Here is a 13,166-nt window from a genome sequence, read left to right on the forward strand (position 1 = left end):
ACGAAGAGAGTCTCGTCGCACATCCGCTCGATCGGGTATCAATGCTTCCGCACATCACCATCGGATAACGCGAGCTGCGGGGGGCCGCCCATGTTCTGTCGTCGTGCATCCAGAAACGTTTCTGCTTCCGCTTCCTCCCCAGTCGCCGTACCACCGGCCCGGCCAGCCGCATGTTTCCGGCCGCTGCGACCGGAAAAGGTGTGAGGCAGTGGTGGAGCGCGACATCGAAGTGAAGCTCCTGCGGACTCTCCTGGCCGTGGTCAAGGAGGACGGTTTCTCCCGTGCCGCGGAAGCGCTCCACGTCACCCAGCCGACCGTCAGCCAGCAGATACAGCGGCTGGAGTCCATCATCCAGGCGCCGCTGTTCCAGCGGGCCAAGCGCCCCTTACGACTGACGCCGGCCGGACGGGAACTGGTGGCGCACGCACGCCGGGTCATCCTGCTCAACAACGAAGTCCTCAGCAAACTCTCGGCGATCCGCAGCCAGGACTCCTTCACCATGGGCTGTTCGATCCACTTCGCCAAGGGCCTGGGCAGCATGCTCGTCCAACTCGCCGACGAACACCCGCAGATCCGCTGCTGCATGGTCACCGGACTCAGCACCGCGCTCGTCGACCGGGTCGCGGACGGCGAGCTGGAGGCGGCGCTGCTGCTCGGCACCGAGACGCCCCGCAGCGAGATGCTCGGACGGCTGCGCCTCGGCTGGTTCGGAGACGTCCGGCTGGGGCCCGGGGAACGTGTCCCGGTCGCGCTGACCGGCGGCCGCTCGGCCCTGAGCATCCGGATCGTCGAGACGCTCGCCCAGAACGGCGTCGCCTGGCGCTCGGTCCCCTGGAGCGCCGACCCGCTGTCGGTACGGGCGGCGGTGCAGGCGGGGCTCGCCTGCACGGCGCTGGACGAGACCGCGCACCACAGCCATCCCGAGCTGCGGCCCGCCCCGCCCGGAACCCTGGGCCCGCCGCCCGCGCCGCTCCCCGTCTACCTGGCCTTCGCCCCCACCGTGCGCTCGTGCGTCGTCGACGCCGCGCGGGCCGCGGCCCGCGCCACGCTGGTGGGCGCCCCGCTGTCCCCGCCGTGAGCGGGGCGGCCCCGCCCACGGGTCGACGGTACCCGTCCCGCCGGTCCCGCCCGGCTCGCCTGTTCTGCCCGTCGCGCCGGGTCCCGGCCCCCGTCGCATCCCTGTGTCGTTCCCGTCGCCGTCGTACCCCGTGTCGTTCCCGTCGCCGTCGCTCCCGTCCACGGCATGCTCGTGCCTCCGACGGCGGCGGGGCCGTGAACCGGCACGGGGGGTTGGACCGGTCCCGCCACGCCGCCGTCGGAGGCGGTCTTTCGAGGGTGGGGCGTGGCCGGCCGGCGGCCACGAGCCCCGTCAGTACGAGCTGCGTGCGGCCCCGCGCGCGGCCAGCTTCGGCCCGTAGGGCGCGGAGTCCAGCCACGCGCCGGCCCGCCGCCCGGCGGTGGCCACGGCCGCGGCGGCCCGCTGGCGCAGCCACAGGGAGGGCCGGTGCGCCAGCATGTGCTCCAGGGCCCCGCTGGCGCAGGCGCGGTTGTACATCGCCGCCTCCTTGCGTTCCGCGGCGAACCGGGCCACCGCCGCTCCGGCCGCGCCCGCGTCGCGGGCCTGGAGGGCCTCGGCCACCGCGTCCGCCGCGCCGACCGCGTCCGGGATGCTGGAGTTCATGCCGCGCGCCCCGAACGGCGCGAACAGGTGGGAGGCCTCGCCGGTCAGCAGCACCCGGTGGTGGGCGTCGGTGAACCGGGCGGCCACCTGCTGGGCGAACCGGTACGTCGACACCCACCGCACCCGCTCGCCGTACGCCTCGGGCAGGATGCGCGGGATCCAGCGGCGCAGGCCCTCCGGCGAGACGTAGCGCTCCGGGTCGTCGCGGACCAGGAGGTTGAGGTCGACGCGCCAGCCGCCCGCGAAGGGCACGGTCAGCACGTTGCGGCCGCCGACGCGGGGGTGCCGGTAGTGGAAGACCCGCTCGACGGGCATGGGGTTGGCCGGGTCGTCCTCCAGGTCGACCACCACGAACGTGTTGCGCGAGCGGGGCCCCTCCAGCGGGCTGTCGATCGCGGAGCGCAGCACCGAGCGGGAACCGTCGGCCGCGATGACGTAGTCGGCGAGCCACTCGCGGCCCGTCGAGTCCGTCAGCCGGACCCCGTCGGGGGTGGACTCGGCGGACGCCACCTGCACGCCCCAGTGGAACTCGACCCCCGCCTTGCGGCACGCGGTGACCATCAGGTCCTCGGTGATCACCTGCGGCAGGCTGGTGAACGGCGGCAGTCCCTCGCGCGTGAGGAGCGGGTAGGTGCGGGTGTAGACCTCCTTGCCCGCCCAGTACGACCGCTTGGTCGCCCACATCAGGCCGCGGCCGGCGACCTCGTGGCCGAGCCCGGGGCTCAGCCGCTCCAGTTCGCGCAGGGAGGCGCCGTGCAGATAGGCGGCCCGGCTGCCGGGCCGTACCGTCTCCTCCGTACGGCGCTCCAGGACCACGGCGGGCAGGCCGGCCGCGCGCAGGGCCAGGGCGGCGCTCAGGCCGGCCGGGCCCGCGCCCGCCACCAGCACCGGATGACGGCGCGCCGGGTCGGTGCGGGGCTGCTCGCTCATGACGTCTCCTTGGCGAGGTGGAGGGTGTCGGAGGTGAAGGAGACGATGCGGCCGTCGAGGCCGCCGGTGAGGGCGGCGTGCCACAGCGCCGTGCGGATCGCGTCCGGGTCGCGGCTCAGCACGATCTCCTCCTCGGTGGTGCTCAGCCGGAGGTAGTCGCCGCGGCGCTCGACGCTCATGCCGGCGTCCTCGGCCGTGTGGACGACGGGTTCGAACTCGGGGACGTCGAGGACGTACAGGGCCAGGCTCACGCCTCCACCTCCGTGCTCTTGCGGACGAGTTCGGCCTTGCGCTGCCACAGCGCCTGGACCGTGGGGCGGGGCGACTCGGCGACGTCGGCGAGCGCGCGGACGGTCAGTTCCGCGTCCCGGGAGTCGATCGGGCCCATCTCGCGCAGGGGCCGGGTGATCTCCAGCTGGATGCCGTTGGGGTCGTCGAAGTAGATGGACTCGATGAGTTCGTGGGCGAGCGGACGGGTGACCCGCACCCCGTGCGCCTTCAGGCGCGTCCGCCAGGCGAGGAGTTCCTCCTCGGTGTCGACATGGAAGGCGAGGTGCCGGGAGCGGTGCATGAGGTCGCTGGGGGCGTCCTCCTCCGGCAGGCCGAAGTAGTAGAAGAACGCGATGCGGTTGCCCGCGCCCATGTCGAAGAAGAAGTGGACGAAGTCCGGGTAGTCCTCGGTGACCCAGCCGGTCGCGGTGATCGCGTGCACCAGCGGCATGCCGAGGGCGCCGGTGTAGAAGTCGACGGTGGCGCGGGGTTTCCAGGTGACGAAGGCGAGGTGGTCGACCCCGTCGACGTGCAGGCCCGACTGGCCGGCCGGGGGCCGGGCGGACGGTGGTGCGGTTGCCATTGCTCCTCCTGGGGTTGGGGCAGGACGGCAGGGCGCTGCACGTCGGGACGGGGTCGGTCACGGCCGCTGTCCACGCACGCGGTGCGTGCGGTCAGGCGGCGGTACGCCCCCGCAGTCCCGTCACGGCGACGAGCGCGCCGAAGAGCAGGGCCACGCCGCCGACGACCAGCGCCCAACGGGTGCCGTCGGCGTTGGTCGAGGACAGGTTGAGGACCACACCGAGGACGGCGACGCCGAGCGACGCGCCGATCTGGCGGGCGGAGTTGAGCGCGCCGGAGCCAATGCCGGCCAGCTCGGTGGGTACGGAGCTGACCGTGCCGGCGACGAGCGCGGGCAGGGCGAAGGAGACACCGAAGCCGAAGGCGAGCAGGCCGACCACGGTGGCCGTCAGCGCCAGGGCGTCGTTCCCGGTGAACGGCGCCTGGAGCAGCGCGCCGACGCCCATGAGCAGGAAGCCGGTGGTGGCGGGCCGGCGCGGGCCGATCCGGCCGACCAGGCGTCCGGTGTAGATGGGGTTGAAGGCGGTGGGCAGGGTCAGCGGCAGGAAGGCCAGGCCGGCGCTGAAGGAGGAGTAGCCGCGGCTCTCCTGGAAGTACAGCGACAGCACGAACAGCAGGCCCGACAGGCCGAAGTTGGCGAGCAGACCGGCGCCCAGCGCGGAGGAGAAGCCGCGGCTGCGGAACATGCGCAGCGGCAGCATCGCCGCGTCGCCGGCGCGGGACTCCGCGACGAGGAACACCGCCGCCGCGACGAGGGTCACGACGAGGGCGCCCACCACCAGGCCGGCGCCCCAGCCCTTGTCCGGGCCCTCGATCAGGGCGTAGACCAGGGCGCCCAGGGCGACGACCGCGCTGAGCTGGCCGGTGACGTCGAGGCCGCTGCGCTGCTTGCGGACGGTCTCGGGGGCCAGCCGCACCGTGATGACGAGGCTGACCAGGGCGAGCGGCACGTTGACCAGGAAGATGGCCCGCCAGCCCACCGAGTCGGTGAGCGCGCCGCCGACCAGCGGTCCGGCGGCGAGGGCCGCGCCGGTGATCGCCGCCCAGTTGCCCACGGCGCGGGCCCGGTCGGCGGGGTTGGTGTAGGCGTTGGTGATCACGGCGAGGGAGGCCGGCAGCAGCAGCGCGCCGGCGACGCCGAGCGCCAGGCGCAGCACGACCAGCGCCTCCAGCGTGGTCGCGGCGGCGGAGATGCCGGAGAGCACGCCGAAGGTGACGAGACCCCAGATGAAGATGCGGCGGCCGCCGTAGCGGTCGGACAGCCAGCCGGCGGTGAGCAGCAGGGCGGCGAACGTGATGGTGTAGCCGTTGGTGACCCATTGCAGACCGCTGAGCCCGACGTTGAGGTCACTGGAGATGGCGGGCAGCGCCACCGAGACGATCGTCATGTCCAGCAGGACCATGAAGTAGCCGAGCGAGAGGCCGATCAGCAAGGTCCGGGAGGGCTTGTCGGTTCGTGCCGGTGCGACGGAAGCCCGTTGCGGTTCCGCCTGCGTCGACATGTGCGCTCCTTCGTTTCGATTTCGGGAATTCGCCGTGACATCCCATGAGTTGGGAGCGGCACCCACCATTCAAGCGGACCGGAATGGGCAATTGTCGCTGGTGACGGCGGGAATGCCCTATGGGTAACATCGGCTCAGCCGATAGTTCAGCAAGGGGGGAGCCGGGCCGTGGAGTTACGACATCTTCGGACGTTCGAAACGGTCGCCAGGACGCTCAGCGTCACTCAGGCGGCGAAGGAGTTGCACTACGCGCAGTCCAGCGTCAGTGACCAGATCCAGGCGCTGGAGCGCGACCTGGGTGTGGAGCTGCTGGACCGCTCGCAGCGGCGGGTGCGGCTGACGCCGCAGGGGAAGGTGCTGTCGGAGTACACCGAACGCATCCTCAAGCTGCTGGAGGAGGCGCGCTGGGCGGTGGCCCGGCCGGGTTCGGAGGTGGCGGTCGGCGCGCTGGAGACGGTGGGGCTGAACCTGCTGCCCGGGGTGCTCTCGCGCTACCGGTCGCTGTATCCGGAGGCGCGGGTGCGGGTGACCCAGGACAACCGCGGAGAGCTGTACCGGGCGGTGCGCCGGGGCGACCTGGACGTGTGCCTGACCTTCGGCGATCCGCCGGCGGACGCCGGTCTGCGAGCCGAGACGCTCGCGGAGGAGCCCCTGGTGGTCATCGTCCCGCCGGAGCATCCGCTGGCCGAACGCGGCCGGGCGCCGCTCGCGGACCTGTCCCGGGAGCCGTTTCTGGCCACCGAACGGGGGTGCGGCTTCCGGGAGATGTACGACGGCGTCTTCGCGGCGCCGGTCGCCAAGGAGCCGGTCGCCCAGGTGTCGAGCATCGGCACACTGGGGGCGTGCGTCGCGGCCGGCATGGGCTGCGCGCTGCTGCCGGCGCTCGCGGTGCGCGCCCAGGCCGAGCGGCGGGAGGTGGCCGTGGTCCGCGTCGAGGACGCCGACCTGCGGACACCGGTCACGATGACGTGGCTGGACCGCAACTCCACCAACCCGAACCTGATCGGGTTGCAGACGGTGCTGCGCAAGCAGCTCGGCGGCTGAGGCCGTCCCGTCAAGGGGCCGCGGGGCCGGGTGCCTCGCGGTGAGCGGGTGTCCGACCGGGCTCATCGTGCGGTCTCCGGTACGGGCCGGGAGGCTCCGCGCCGGGGCGGCTCGGGGAGCGGGGGCAGCGGGATCGTATGCAGCCGGGCGCGGGCGATCTTGCCGGTGACCGTGGTCGGGAGGCGGTCGACGAGCACCAGTTGCTCGGGCAGCTTGTAGGTCGCCAGCCCCTTGCGGATCAGGTGCCCGGTCACGTCCTCAAGGGTGAGGTGCGTGCCCCGGCGCAGCGCGGCCAGCAGACAGGAGCGCTGGCCGAGCCGGGGGTCGGGCCGCCCCACGACGGCGTGCTGGGCGAGCTGCGGGAGGTCGTCGAGGAGTTCCTCGACCTCCAGCGCGCTGAACTTCAGCCCGCCGCGGTTGAGGAGTTCGTCGGCGCGGCCCCGGTAGTGGACGGAGCCGTCCGGGCCGAGCGCGGCCAGGTCGCCGGTGCGCAGCCAGCCGTCGGGGGTGAGGGCGGCGGCGGTCCGCTCGGGGGCCCGGTAGTAGCCGTCGAACATGTAGGGGCTGCGGTATTGCAGTTCGCCGGTCGCGCCCTCGGCCGCCGGGCCGCCGTCCGGGGCCAGTACCCGCACCCGCGCGCCGGATGCCGGGCGGCCGATGGTGGCCGTGGCCCCGGGCGGGTCGTCCGGCCGGGTGTAGGTGCCGGCGCCGACCTCGGTCATCCCCCACTGGACGACGAGCCGCGCGCGCAGCCGTCGCCGTACTGCGTCGGCGAGTTCGCGCGGGACGGGCGCGCCGCCGGTGCGTACCTCGCGCAGGCGCGGGGCCGGCGGGGCGGTGGCCTCGGCCGACGGGATGGTGGTGGCTCCGGCCGGCGGGATGGGGGCCTCGGCTGGGATGGCGACGGCTTCGGCCGGCGGGGCCATGGCTCCGGCGGGTGGGGCGGTGGTGGCCTCGGCCGGCAGGGCGAGCAGGTCGCGTAGTTGGGCGGGTACGGCGAACGCCGTGGTCGCCGAGGTGGCGGCGAGGGCGCGGGCGAACCGGTGCGCGTCCCAGCCGTCGAACAGGCCGACGGCTCCGCCGGTCACCAGGGCGAGGTGCACCGACAGCATCCCGAAGGCGTGGCTGAGGGGGCTCGCGGAGACGATGGTGTCCCCCGCTCCGAATCCCCCGTCGGCCGCGACGGCGGCGGCGTTGCCGAGCAGCCCGGCGTGGCTGTGGACGCACAGCTTGGGCCGGGCCGAGGTGGTCCCGGAGGAGGCGAGGAGCAGCAGGGGCGTACGGGGGTCCGCGGGCGGGGACGGCAGCCGGTCGGTCGGTGCCGTCCGTGGTGACTGTGGTGTCTGTGCCGTCTGTGCCGACTGTGGTGTCGGTGCGGCCGGTGGATCGAAAAGCTCGGCGAGTTCGGGCAGGCCACCGGCAGGGCGCCCGGGATCGGTGGGTGCTCCGGCCGTGCTCACCCACAGGTGCCGCAGGGACGGGCACCGCTCGGACAGGGTGACGATCTCGCCGGTCCGGTCATGGCCCCGGTGGAAGGCCCGGATGGCCAGCCCGCTCGCGCCGGACTGCTCGATCAGGGCCTGGGTCTCGCGGGTGCCGTAGGCGGAGTGCAGCGGCAGGAGCAGTACGCCGAGCCGGGCGGTGGCCGCGTGCAGCACCACCAGCTCCCAGGAGTTGGGGAGTTGGGCCGCCAGGACGTCGCCGGTCGTGAAGCCGCGGCGGTGCAGGGCGCCGGCGGTCCGTTCGGCCTGGCGCAGGCAGTCCCGCCAGGTCCGCCAGTGACCACCGTCCCACAGGGCCGGTTCCGCGCGGGTGGCGGCGGCCAGTTCCAGCGCCTCGCAGAACGTGCGGGGCGGCGTCGGGGAATCCGGGGAATGTGCGGGGGCGTTCACGAAGAAACCTCCGTTCGCGGCAGCGGAACCGCCGCTGCTCGCCGACACCGGATTCTGCGGGGCGACGGAATTCCCCGTCCAGCGGGAGCCGATAAGGAAATCTGATCCGGCGGACGCGGAAGCGGACGATAAGGAAGCTCTATGAAGGCGGTCCACGGCGGGTTCCGGGAGGCTTTTCCCACGCCTTCGACCCCGAGCATCGGCCGCTCCGATGAGACTCATCGGCACAGCCGAATCCCGCCCGGCTGCGGCATTGCCCGTATCACCGTCATACACCGGCGAGCGACCGGTAAGGAATCTCAATAGAGGACTGCCGTAATCCACTTCCCGAAGAGGCCGGAACCTGCGTCGAAGAGGATGATCGGCTCCTCCGATGAGGGTCATCGAGAAGGGCGAACATCTGCTGTTCCCGCTGGTCAGAGCGGTGGGTGAGCGGACTCGGGCGGCTTTTCGGGCGGTACGGAACAGCCACCGGCCAAGATGCTCTTGCCCCGCGACTGATGAGCGACACAGAATTTCGACGACCCAGCGGCAGGAGGTATCGATGCCCCTCGTCCACCCCTCCGGAGAAACCCATGAAATACCGTTTCCGCCTGGCGTTTCCGCCATGGTGGAAGCATTTTCCGAGGATGATCGGCGCAGACTCGACGACACGATCCGGGACGCCCGTTACGCGTCCACCGCACCGGCGGCCACCCTTCTTACGCCGGTTCCCCCGCTCGGTACGGCGGTATCCCTGGTGGAACGGGACTGCGTGTTCGACCACTGCGCCGTACTGCTCTTCCCGAGCACACTCGCGGCGGGGCTCAGGGACTTGGCGCGGGCCGGTCTCGCACCCCTGCCGACCGTGCCGAGCACGGTGGTGCGGGGCCGGCTGAGCGAACGCCACGGGCTGGACCCGGACCGGTGCGAGGTGCACATCACCCGGCTCCGCCTGGATCTGCCGGACGGACGGCGGCACCCCGCGGTCGAGGTGTTCCTCTTCCCGCGCGACAGTCCCGCGTTCGAGGGGCGGATCGAGGTGTCCGAGGCGGCGCACGGCTTCGAGAACCACACCGCGTTCGTCCTGCGCCGCCCCGCACCACCGCTGCTGCGAGACCTGGTCACCGCCTGGCACACGGAGGCCGGACTGCTGTGGGAGGGGGGCGGCCACAACCCGCACGAGGGCGGACCGGGCGGTTCGACCGTCCTGTACTTCGTCCGTGACGGCGCACGGCCCGCCGGCCGCCGCCGGTTCGAACTGCACTGCCCCGGCGATCTGCGCCAGGTCGCCGCCGGGCTGCCGCGGCAGGACGACGCCGTCCGCCGCGCGTACGCCACCTGGCCCAGCCTGGCCCTCGCGGCCGTCTGACCCGACCGCCCGAACCCCACCCCCCGGAGACCGGTGGCGGCCCCCGGCCGGCCACCACCCCGGACCCGCCGCGCCCGGCCCGCCGCCGGGGCAACGGCCCGGACCCGCCCCCGACCGTCCCGGGGCGGCGGCCCGGAACCGCCACGCACTCCGTCCCCGCCCGTGCCCGCGTCCCTACGACCACCGGGAGCAAACCGTGTTGCGGAACGAAACGCATCGGAACATCGCGCTCACCCCCGAGCTGCACGACTACCTGCTCACCGCGGGCAGGATGACCCCCGATCCGCTCCTCGCGGAGCTGGCGGAGCGCACCCGCGCCCTCGTGCCCGACCAGGCGCACATGGTCGTCGCCCCCGAGGAGGCCGCGCTGCTGACCTTCCTGGTACGGCTGCTCGGCGCCCGCCGGGTGGTCGAGGTGGGCACCTTCACCGGCTCCTCCTCGCTCTGCCTGGCCCGCGGACTGCCGGCCGGCGGGTCGCTCATCACCTGCGACATCTCCGCCGAATGGACCGCGACGGCACACGAGTTCTGGTCCCGCGCCGGCGTGGACGACCGGATCGAGCTGCGGCTCGGCCCGGCCGTGGAGACCCTGCGCGCCCTGCCCCGGGAACCCCACCTGGACCTCGCCTTCATCGACGCCGACAAGCCCGGCTACATCGACTACTGGGAGGAGCTGGTGCCGCGGATGAAGCCCGGCGCCCTCCTGCTGGTCGACAACACGCTCTTCAACGGCGAGGTGGTCGACGAACTCCCCGGTGAGAAGGCGGCGGCCATCAAGGAGTTCAACGAGCACGCCCGCAAGGACGAGCGTGTCCAGCTGGTCCTGCTGCCGATGGCGGACGGTCTGACGCTGGCCCGGCGGCTGTCCGCCGGCGAGTCGCCGTTCTGATGGCCGGGCCGCCGCAGCGCCCGCCCCACCATCCGCGCCGACCGGCAGGAGGACGACCGTGACGGGGCTGACCCACCCCGCGACCCACCCCGGGACACCACCCGGAGCACACCCCGGAACACCTTCCGGCGCACGCCCCGCGCCCCACCCCGGAGCCCACTCCGCGATCCATCCCGGATACCCGGCGCACACCGTGACCGCGGAGTACCCCCTCGCCGACCTCGACGAGGACTTCCCGCGCGATCTGGGCACCGCCGAACAGCAGCCGCCCTGGGACGACCCCGTCCAGGTCGCGGCGGCCCGCGCCGAACTGGCCCGGCTGCCCGGTCTGGTCGGCGGGGAGGAGGTCCGGCTGCTGCGGACCCTGCTCGCCGAGGCGGCGACCGGCCACTGCCTGGTGATCCAGGCCGGCGACTGCGCCGAGGACCCCGCGGAGTGCGCGCCCTCGGCGGTCCTGCGCAAGGCCGGACTGCTGGACGCCCTGGCCGGTGTGATGGTGGCGGGCACGGGGAAGCCCGTGGTGCGCATCGGCCGGATCGCCGGCCAGTTCGCCAAACCGCGCAGCGCCCCCACCGAGACCGTCGGCGGGCTGGAACTCCCGGTCTACCGGGGTCACCTGGTCAACGGCCCGGAGCCGACGCCGGCCGCCCGCCGCCCCGACCCGCGGCGCATGCTGGACTGCTACTACGCCGCCCACCGCGCCGTGACCTATCTGCGCCAGCGCACCAGCGACTGGGCCCTGCCCACCGGCGCCCCGGTGTGGACCAGCCACGAGGCGCTGGTCTTCGACTACGAGCTGCCGTTGCTGCGGCGGACCGCGGCCGGGGACATCCTGCTGGCCTCCACGCACCTGCCGTGGATCGGCGAGCGGACCCGGCAGCCGGACGGACCGCACGCGCTGATGCTGGCGCAGGTGAGCAACCCGGTGGCGGTGAAGATCGGCCCGACGACCCGGCCGGAGGAACTGCTCGCCCTGTGCGCCCGGCTGGACCCGGGCCGCGAGCCGGGCCGGCTCACCCTGATCGCGCGGATGGGCGCGGATGCCGTCGGCGACGCGCTGGAACCGCTGGTGCGCACCGTGCGCGAGGCCGGCCACCCGGTGGCGTGGCTGTGCGACCCGATGCACGGCAACACCGTCAAGTCGCCGTCGGGCGCCAAGGTCCGCTCGGTGCGCACGGTGGTCGAGGAGGTGCGCACCTTCCTGGCGGTGGTCGCGCGGGCCGGCGGGACGCCCGCCGGACTGCACCTGGAGACCACGCCGTACGACGTCGACGAGTGCGTCTGGGGCGACCCGGCCGAGTACGACCTCGTCGCGGACCGGGCCGCCGGCCCGGTGTCCCATTGCGACCCCCGCCTCAACCCCGCCCAGGCGGTGGAGGTGGCCCGGGCGTGGACCGACCCGGGTGAAGCCCCGTGACCCGATGCCCGTGAACCCGATTCCCGTGCACCGATTCCTGTGAACCCGATGAGAAGGGAACGAACCATGTCCGAGACCGTCATCCGCACCGACGACGGAACCTTCGCGATGATCAACGTCTTCGAGGTCGAGCCGGAGAAGCAGACGGAGCTGGCCGAAGTGCTCAGCGAGGGCGCCGAGAAGTTCATCCGGCACCGTCCCGGCTGCATCTCCGTCAACATCCTCACCAGCCTCGACGGCAAGCGCCTCGTCTACTACGCGCAGTGGGAGACCAAGCGCGCCATCAAGGAGACCATGAACGACCCGGACGTGCAGCTCTACCGGGACCGCGCGGCGGCGCTGGCCAAGCCCGACCCGCACGCCTACACGGTGTTCGCCGTCCACCACCCCGAGGGCTGACGTCCGCGTCCCGCCCCGTACGGCGCCGTACCGCCCCCTCGTGGTGCGCGGTGCGGCGCCGCCCCGACTCCCCTCCGGTAAGGAGACCCCGCCCCATGCCCCCTCGCCCGCCGGCCTCCGCGGTGCGGATCGCGGTCACCGGGTCCATCGCCACCGACCATCTGATGACGTTCCCCGCCCGCATCACGGACCAGTTGCTCGCCGACCGCCTCGACCGGGTCTCCCTGTCGTTCCTGGTGGACACCCTGGACATCCGGGAGGGCGGCGTCGCCGCGAACATCGCCTACGGGCTGGCCCGACTCGGGCACCGTCCGCTGCTGGTCGGGGCGGTGGGCACCGACTTCCACGACTACGGCGCCCGGCTGGCCGGGCTGGGCGTGGACCTGGGCGGGGTGCGGACCTCGGCCACCCGCCACACGGCCCGCTTCCTGTGCACCACCGACCCGGACGGCAACCAGCTCGCCTCGTTCTACCCGGGGGCGATGTCGGAGGCGTCCTCGATCGACCTCGCCGGGTTCCTGTCCGCCGGTGTCGGCCTGGTGCTGGTCGGTGCCGACGATCCGGCGGCGATGCTGCGGCACACGCGCGCGTGCCGGGCGGCCGGGACGCGCTTCCTCGCCGACCCCTCGCAGCAGCTGGCCCGCCTCGACGGCGCGCAGATCCGCGAACTCGTAGACGGGGCCGACCACTTGTTCACCAACGAGTACGAGCACGGGCTGCTGCTGGAGAAGACGGGCTGGTCCGCCGCCGATGTGCTGGCCCGGGTCGGCACCTGGGTGACCACGCTCGGCGAGAAGGGCAGCCGGATCGAGCGGGCGGGCGAACCGCCGGTGGACGTGCCCGCGGTCCCGGCGACCGAGGCCGTCGATCCGACCGGCGTCGGCGACGCCTTCCGCGCGGGCTATCTGTCCTGCCTGGCGGCGGGCCTGGACGCGGTGCGCTGCGCACGGACGGGCTCCGTCCTGGCGACCCGCGCCCTCGCGGCCGTGGGCACCCAGAGCTACGGCATCACCCCGTCCGCCCTGCCGGCCCTGCTCGACACGGCGTACGGCCCGGGGGCCGCCGCCCCTTGACCGCGGCCGTACGGCGAGAACCTGACGCACGACGGCCCGGCCCGCGTCCGGTGGGACGCCCTCGTACCCGGCTGAGCGCTTGTGGCCCATGAGTACGCGGACTCATGACGTCCGCCGCGCCGTGGGCGAGGATCGC

At 73.4% G+C, this 13,166-nt stretch carries 12 protein-coding genes; 7 read left to right on the top strand and 5 right to left on the bottom strand.

Annotation, left to right across the window (positions count from 1 at the left end):
- Positions 1–208 precede the first annotated feature (208 nt).
- Positions 209–1,078, top strand: a complete 870-nt coding sequence (locus tag IF37_RS0115520; protein ID WP_030742225.1) for a LysR family transcriptional regulator — start codon at positions 209–211, stop codon at positions 1,076–1,078.
- A 291-nt stretch (positions 1,079–1,369) separates the two neighbouring features.
- Here IF37_RS0115520 and IF37_RS0115525 read toward each other — a convergent pair whose 3' ends face one another.
- The 4 genes from IF37_RS0115525 to IF37_RS0115540 form a co-directional block, all read right to left on the bottom strand.
- Positions 1,370–2,611: an FAD-dependent monooxygenase gene (locus IF37_RS0115525; protein ID WP_030742227.1), complete on the bottom strand. Its 1,242-nt coding sequence runs from the start codon at positions 2,609–2,611 to the stop codon at positions 1,370–1,372.
- Positions 2,608–2,862, bottom strand: a complete 255-nt coding sequence (locus IF37_RS0115530) for a hypothetical protein (protein ID WP_052845206.1) — start codon at positions 2,860–2,862, stop codon at positions 2,608–2,610. The genes IF37_RS0115525 and IF37_RS0115530 overlap by 4 nt, the downstream gene beginning before the upstream one ends.
- The gene (locus IF37_RS0115535) at positions 2,859–3,464 is read right to left on the bottom strand and encodes a VOC family protein (RefSeq protein WP_052845207.1); all 606 of its coding nucleotides are present in this window, start codon (positions 3,462–3,464) and stop codon (positions 2,859–2,861) included. Before IF37_RS0115535 ends, IF37_RS0115530 begins: the two co-directional genes overlap by 4 nt.
- Before the next feature lie 91 nt (positions 3,465–3,555).
- A complete protein-coding gene (locus IF37_RS0115540) occupies positions 3,556–4,965 on the bottom strand; it encodes a DHA2 family efflux MFS transporter permease subunit (protein ID WP_079165753.1) in 1,410 nt (469 codons plus the stop codon).
- Between the two features lie 168 nt (positions 4,966–5,133).
- Between IF37_RS0115540 and IF37_RS0115545 the strand changes: the two genes are divergently transcribed.
- Positions 5,134–6,009, top strand: a complete 876-nt coding sequence (locus IF37_RS0115545) for a LysR family transcriptional regulator (RefSeq protein WP_037856572.1) — start codon at positions 5,134–5,136, stop codon at positions 6,007–6,009.
- 62 nt (positions 6,010–6,071) lie between these two features.
- On the opposite strand, the gene IF37_RS39450 is transcribed toward IF37_RS0115545, so the two are convergent.
- Entirely contained in the window at positions 6,072–7,901 is a 1,830-nt protein-coding gene (locus tag IF37_RS39450) for a class I adenylate-forming enzyme family protein (protein WP_052845208.1), read from the bottom strand.
- 607 nt (positions 7,902–8,508) lie between these two features.
- Between IF37_RS39450 and IF37_RS0115560 the strand changes: the two genes are divergently transcribed.
- The 5 genes from IF37_RS0115560 (at position 8,509) to IF37_RS0115580 (ending at position 13,030) form a co-directional block, all read left to right on the top strand.
- A complete protein-coding gene (locus tag IF37_RS0115560; protein WP_158727345.1) occupies positions 8,509–9,252 on the top strand; it encodes a hypothetical protein in 744 nt (247 codons plus the stop codon).
- A gap of 196 nt (positions 9,253–9,448) precedes the next feature.
- On the top strand, positions 9,449–10,141 hold the full coding sequence (locus IF37_RS0115565; RefSeq protein ID WP_030742241.1) for an O-methyltransferase: 693 nt from the start codon (positions 9,449–9,451) through the stop codon (positions 10,139–10,141).
- A 193-nt stretch (positions 10,142–10,334) separates the two neighbouring features.
- Positions 10,335–11,558, top strand: a complete 1,224-nt coding sequence (locus IF37_RS0115570) for a 3-deoxy-7-phosphoheptulonate synthase (protein WP_216725842.1) — start codon at positions 10,335–10,337, stop codon at positions 11,556–11,558.
- Positions 11,559–11,624: 66 nt separating this feature from the next.
- On the top strand, positions 11,625–11,957 hold the full coding sequence (locus IF37_RS0115575) for an antibiotic biosynthesis monooxygenase family protein (protein WP_030742246.1): 333 nt from the start codon (positions 11,625–11,627) through the stop codon (positions 11,955–11,957).
- A gap of 122 nt (positions 11,958–12,079) precedes the next feature.
- A complete protein-coding gene (locus tag IF37_RS0115580) occupies positions 12,080–13,030 on the top strand; it encodes a carbohydrate kinase family protein (protein WP_030742248.1) in 951 nt (316 codons plus the stop codon).
- Positions 13,031–13,166 lie beyond the last annotated feature (136 nt).

The sequence above is a fragment of the Streptomyces sp. NRRL S-31 genome (genome assembly GCF_000718775.1).
In the GTDB taxonomy this organism is placed as follows: domain Bacteria; phylum Actinomycetota; class Actinomycetes; order Streptomycetales; family Streptomycetaceae; genus Streptomyces.

What these genes read in the sequence shown, in the direction of transcription:
- IF37_RS0115525 (WP_030742227.1), bottom strand. Translation starts at nt 2,611, where the DNA reads ATGAGCGAGCAGCCCCGCACCGACCCGGCGCGCCGTCATCCGGTGCTG.
- IF37_RS0115535 (WP_052845207.1), bottom strand. Translation starts at nt 3,464, where the DNA reads ATGGCAACCGCACCACCGTCCGCCCGGCCCCCGGCCGGCCAGTCGGGC.
- IF37_RS0115540 (WP_079165753.1), bottom strand. Translation starts at nt 4,965, where the DNA reads ATGTCGACGCAGGCGGAACCGCAACGGGCTTCCGTCGCACCGGCACGA.
- IF37_RS0115560 (WP_158727345.1), top strand. Translation starts at nt 8,509, where the DNA reads ATGGTGGAAGCATTTTCCGAGGATGATCGGCGCAGACTCGACGACACG.
- IF37_RS0115575 (WP_030742246.1), top strand. Translation starts at nt 11,625, where the DNA reads ATGTCCGAGACCGTCATCCGCACCGACGACGGAACCTTCGCGATGATC.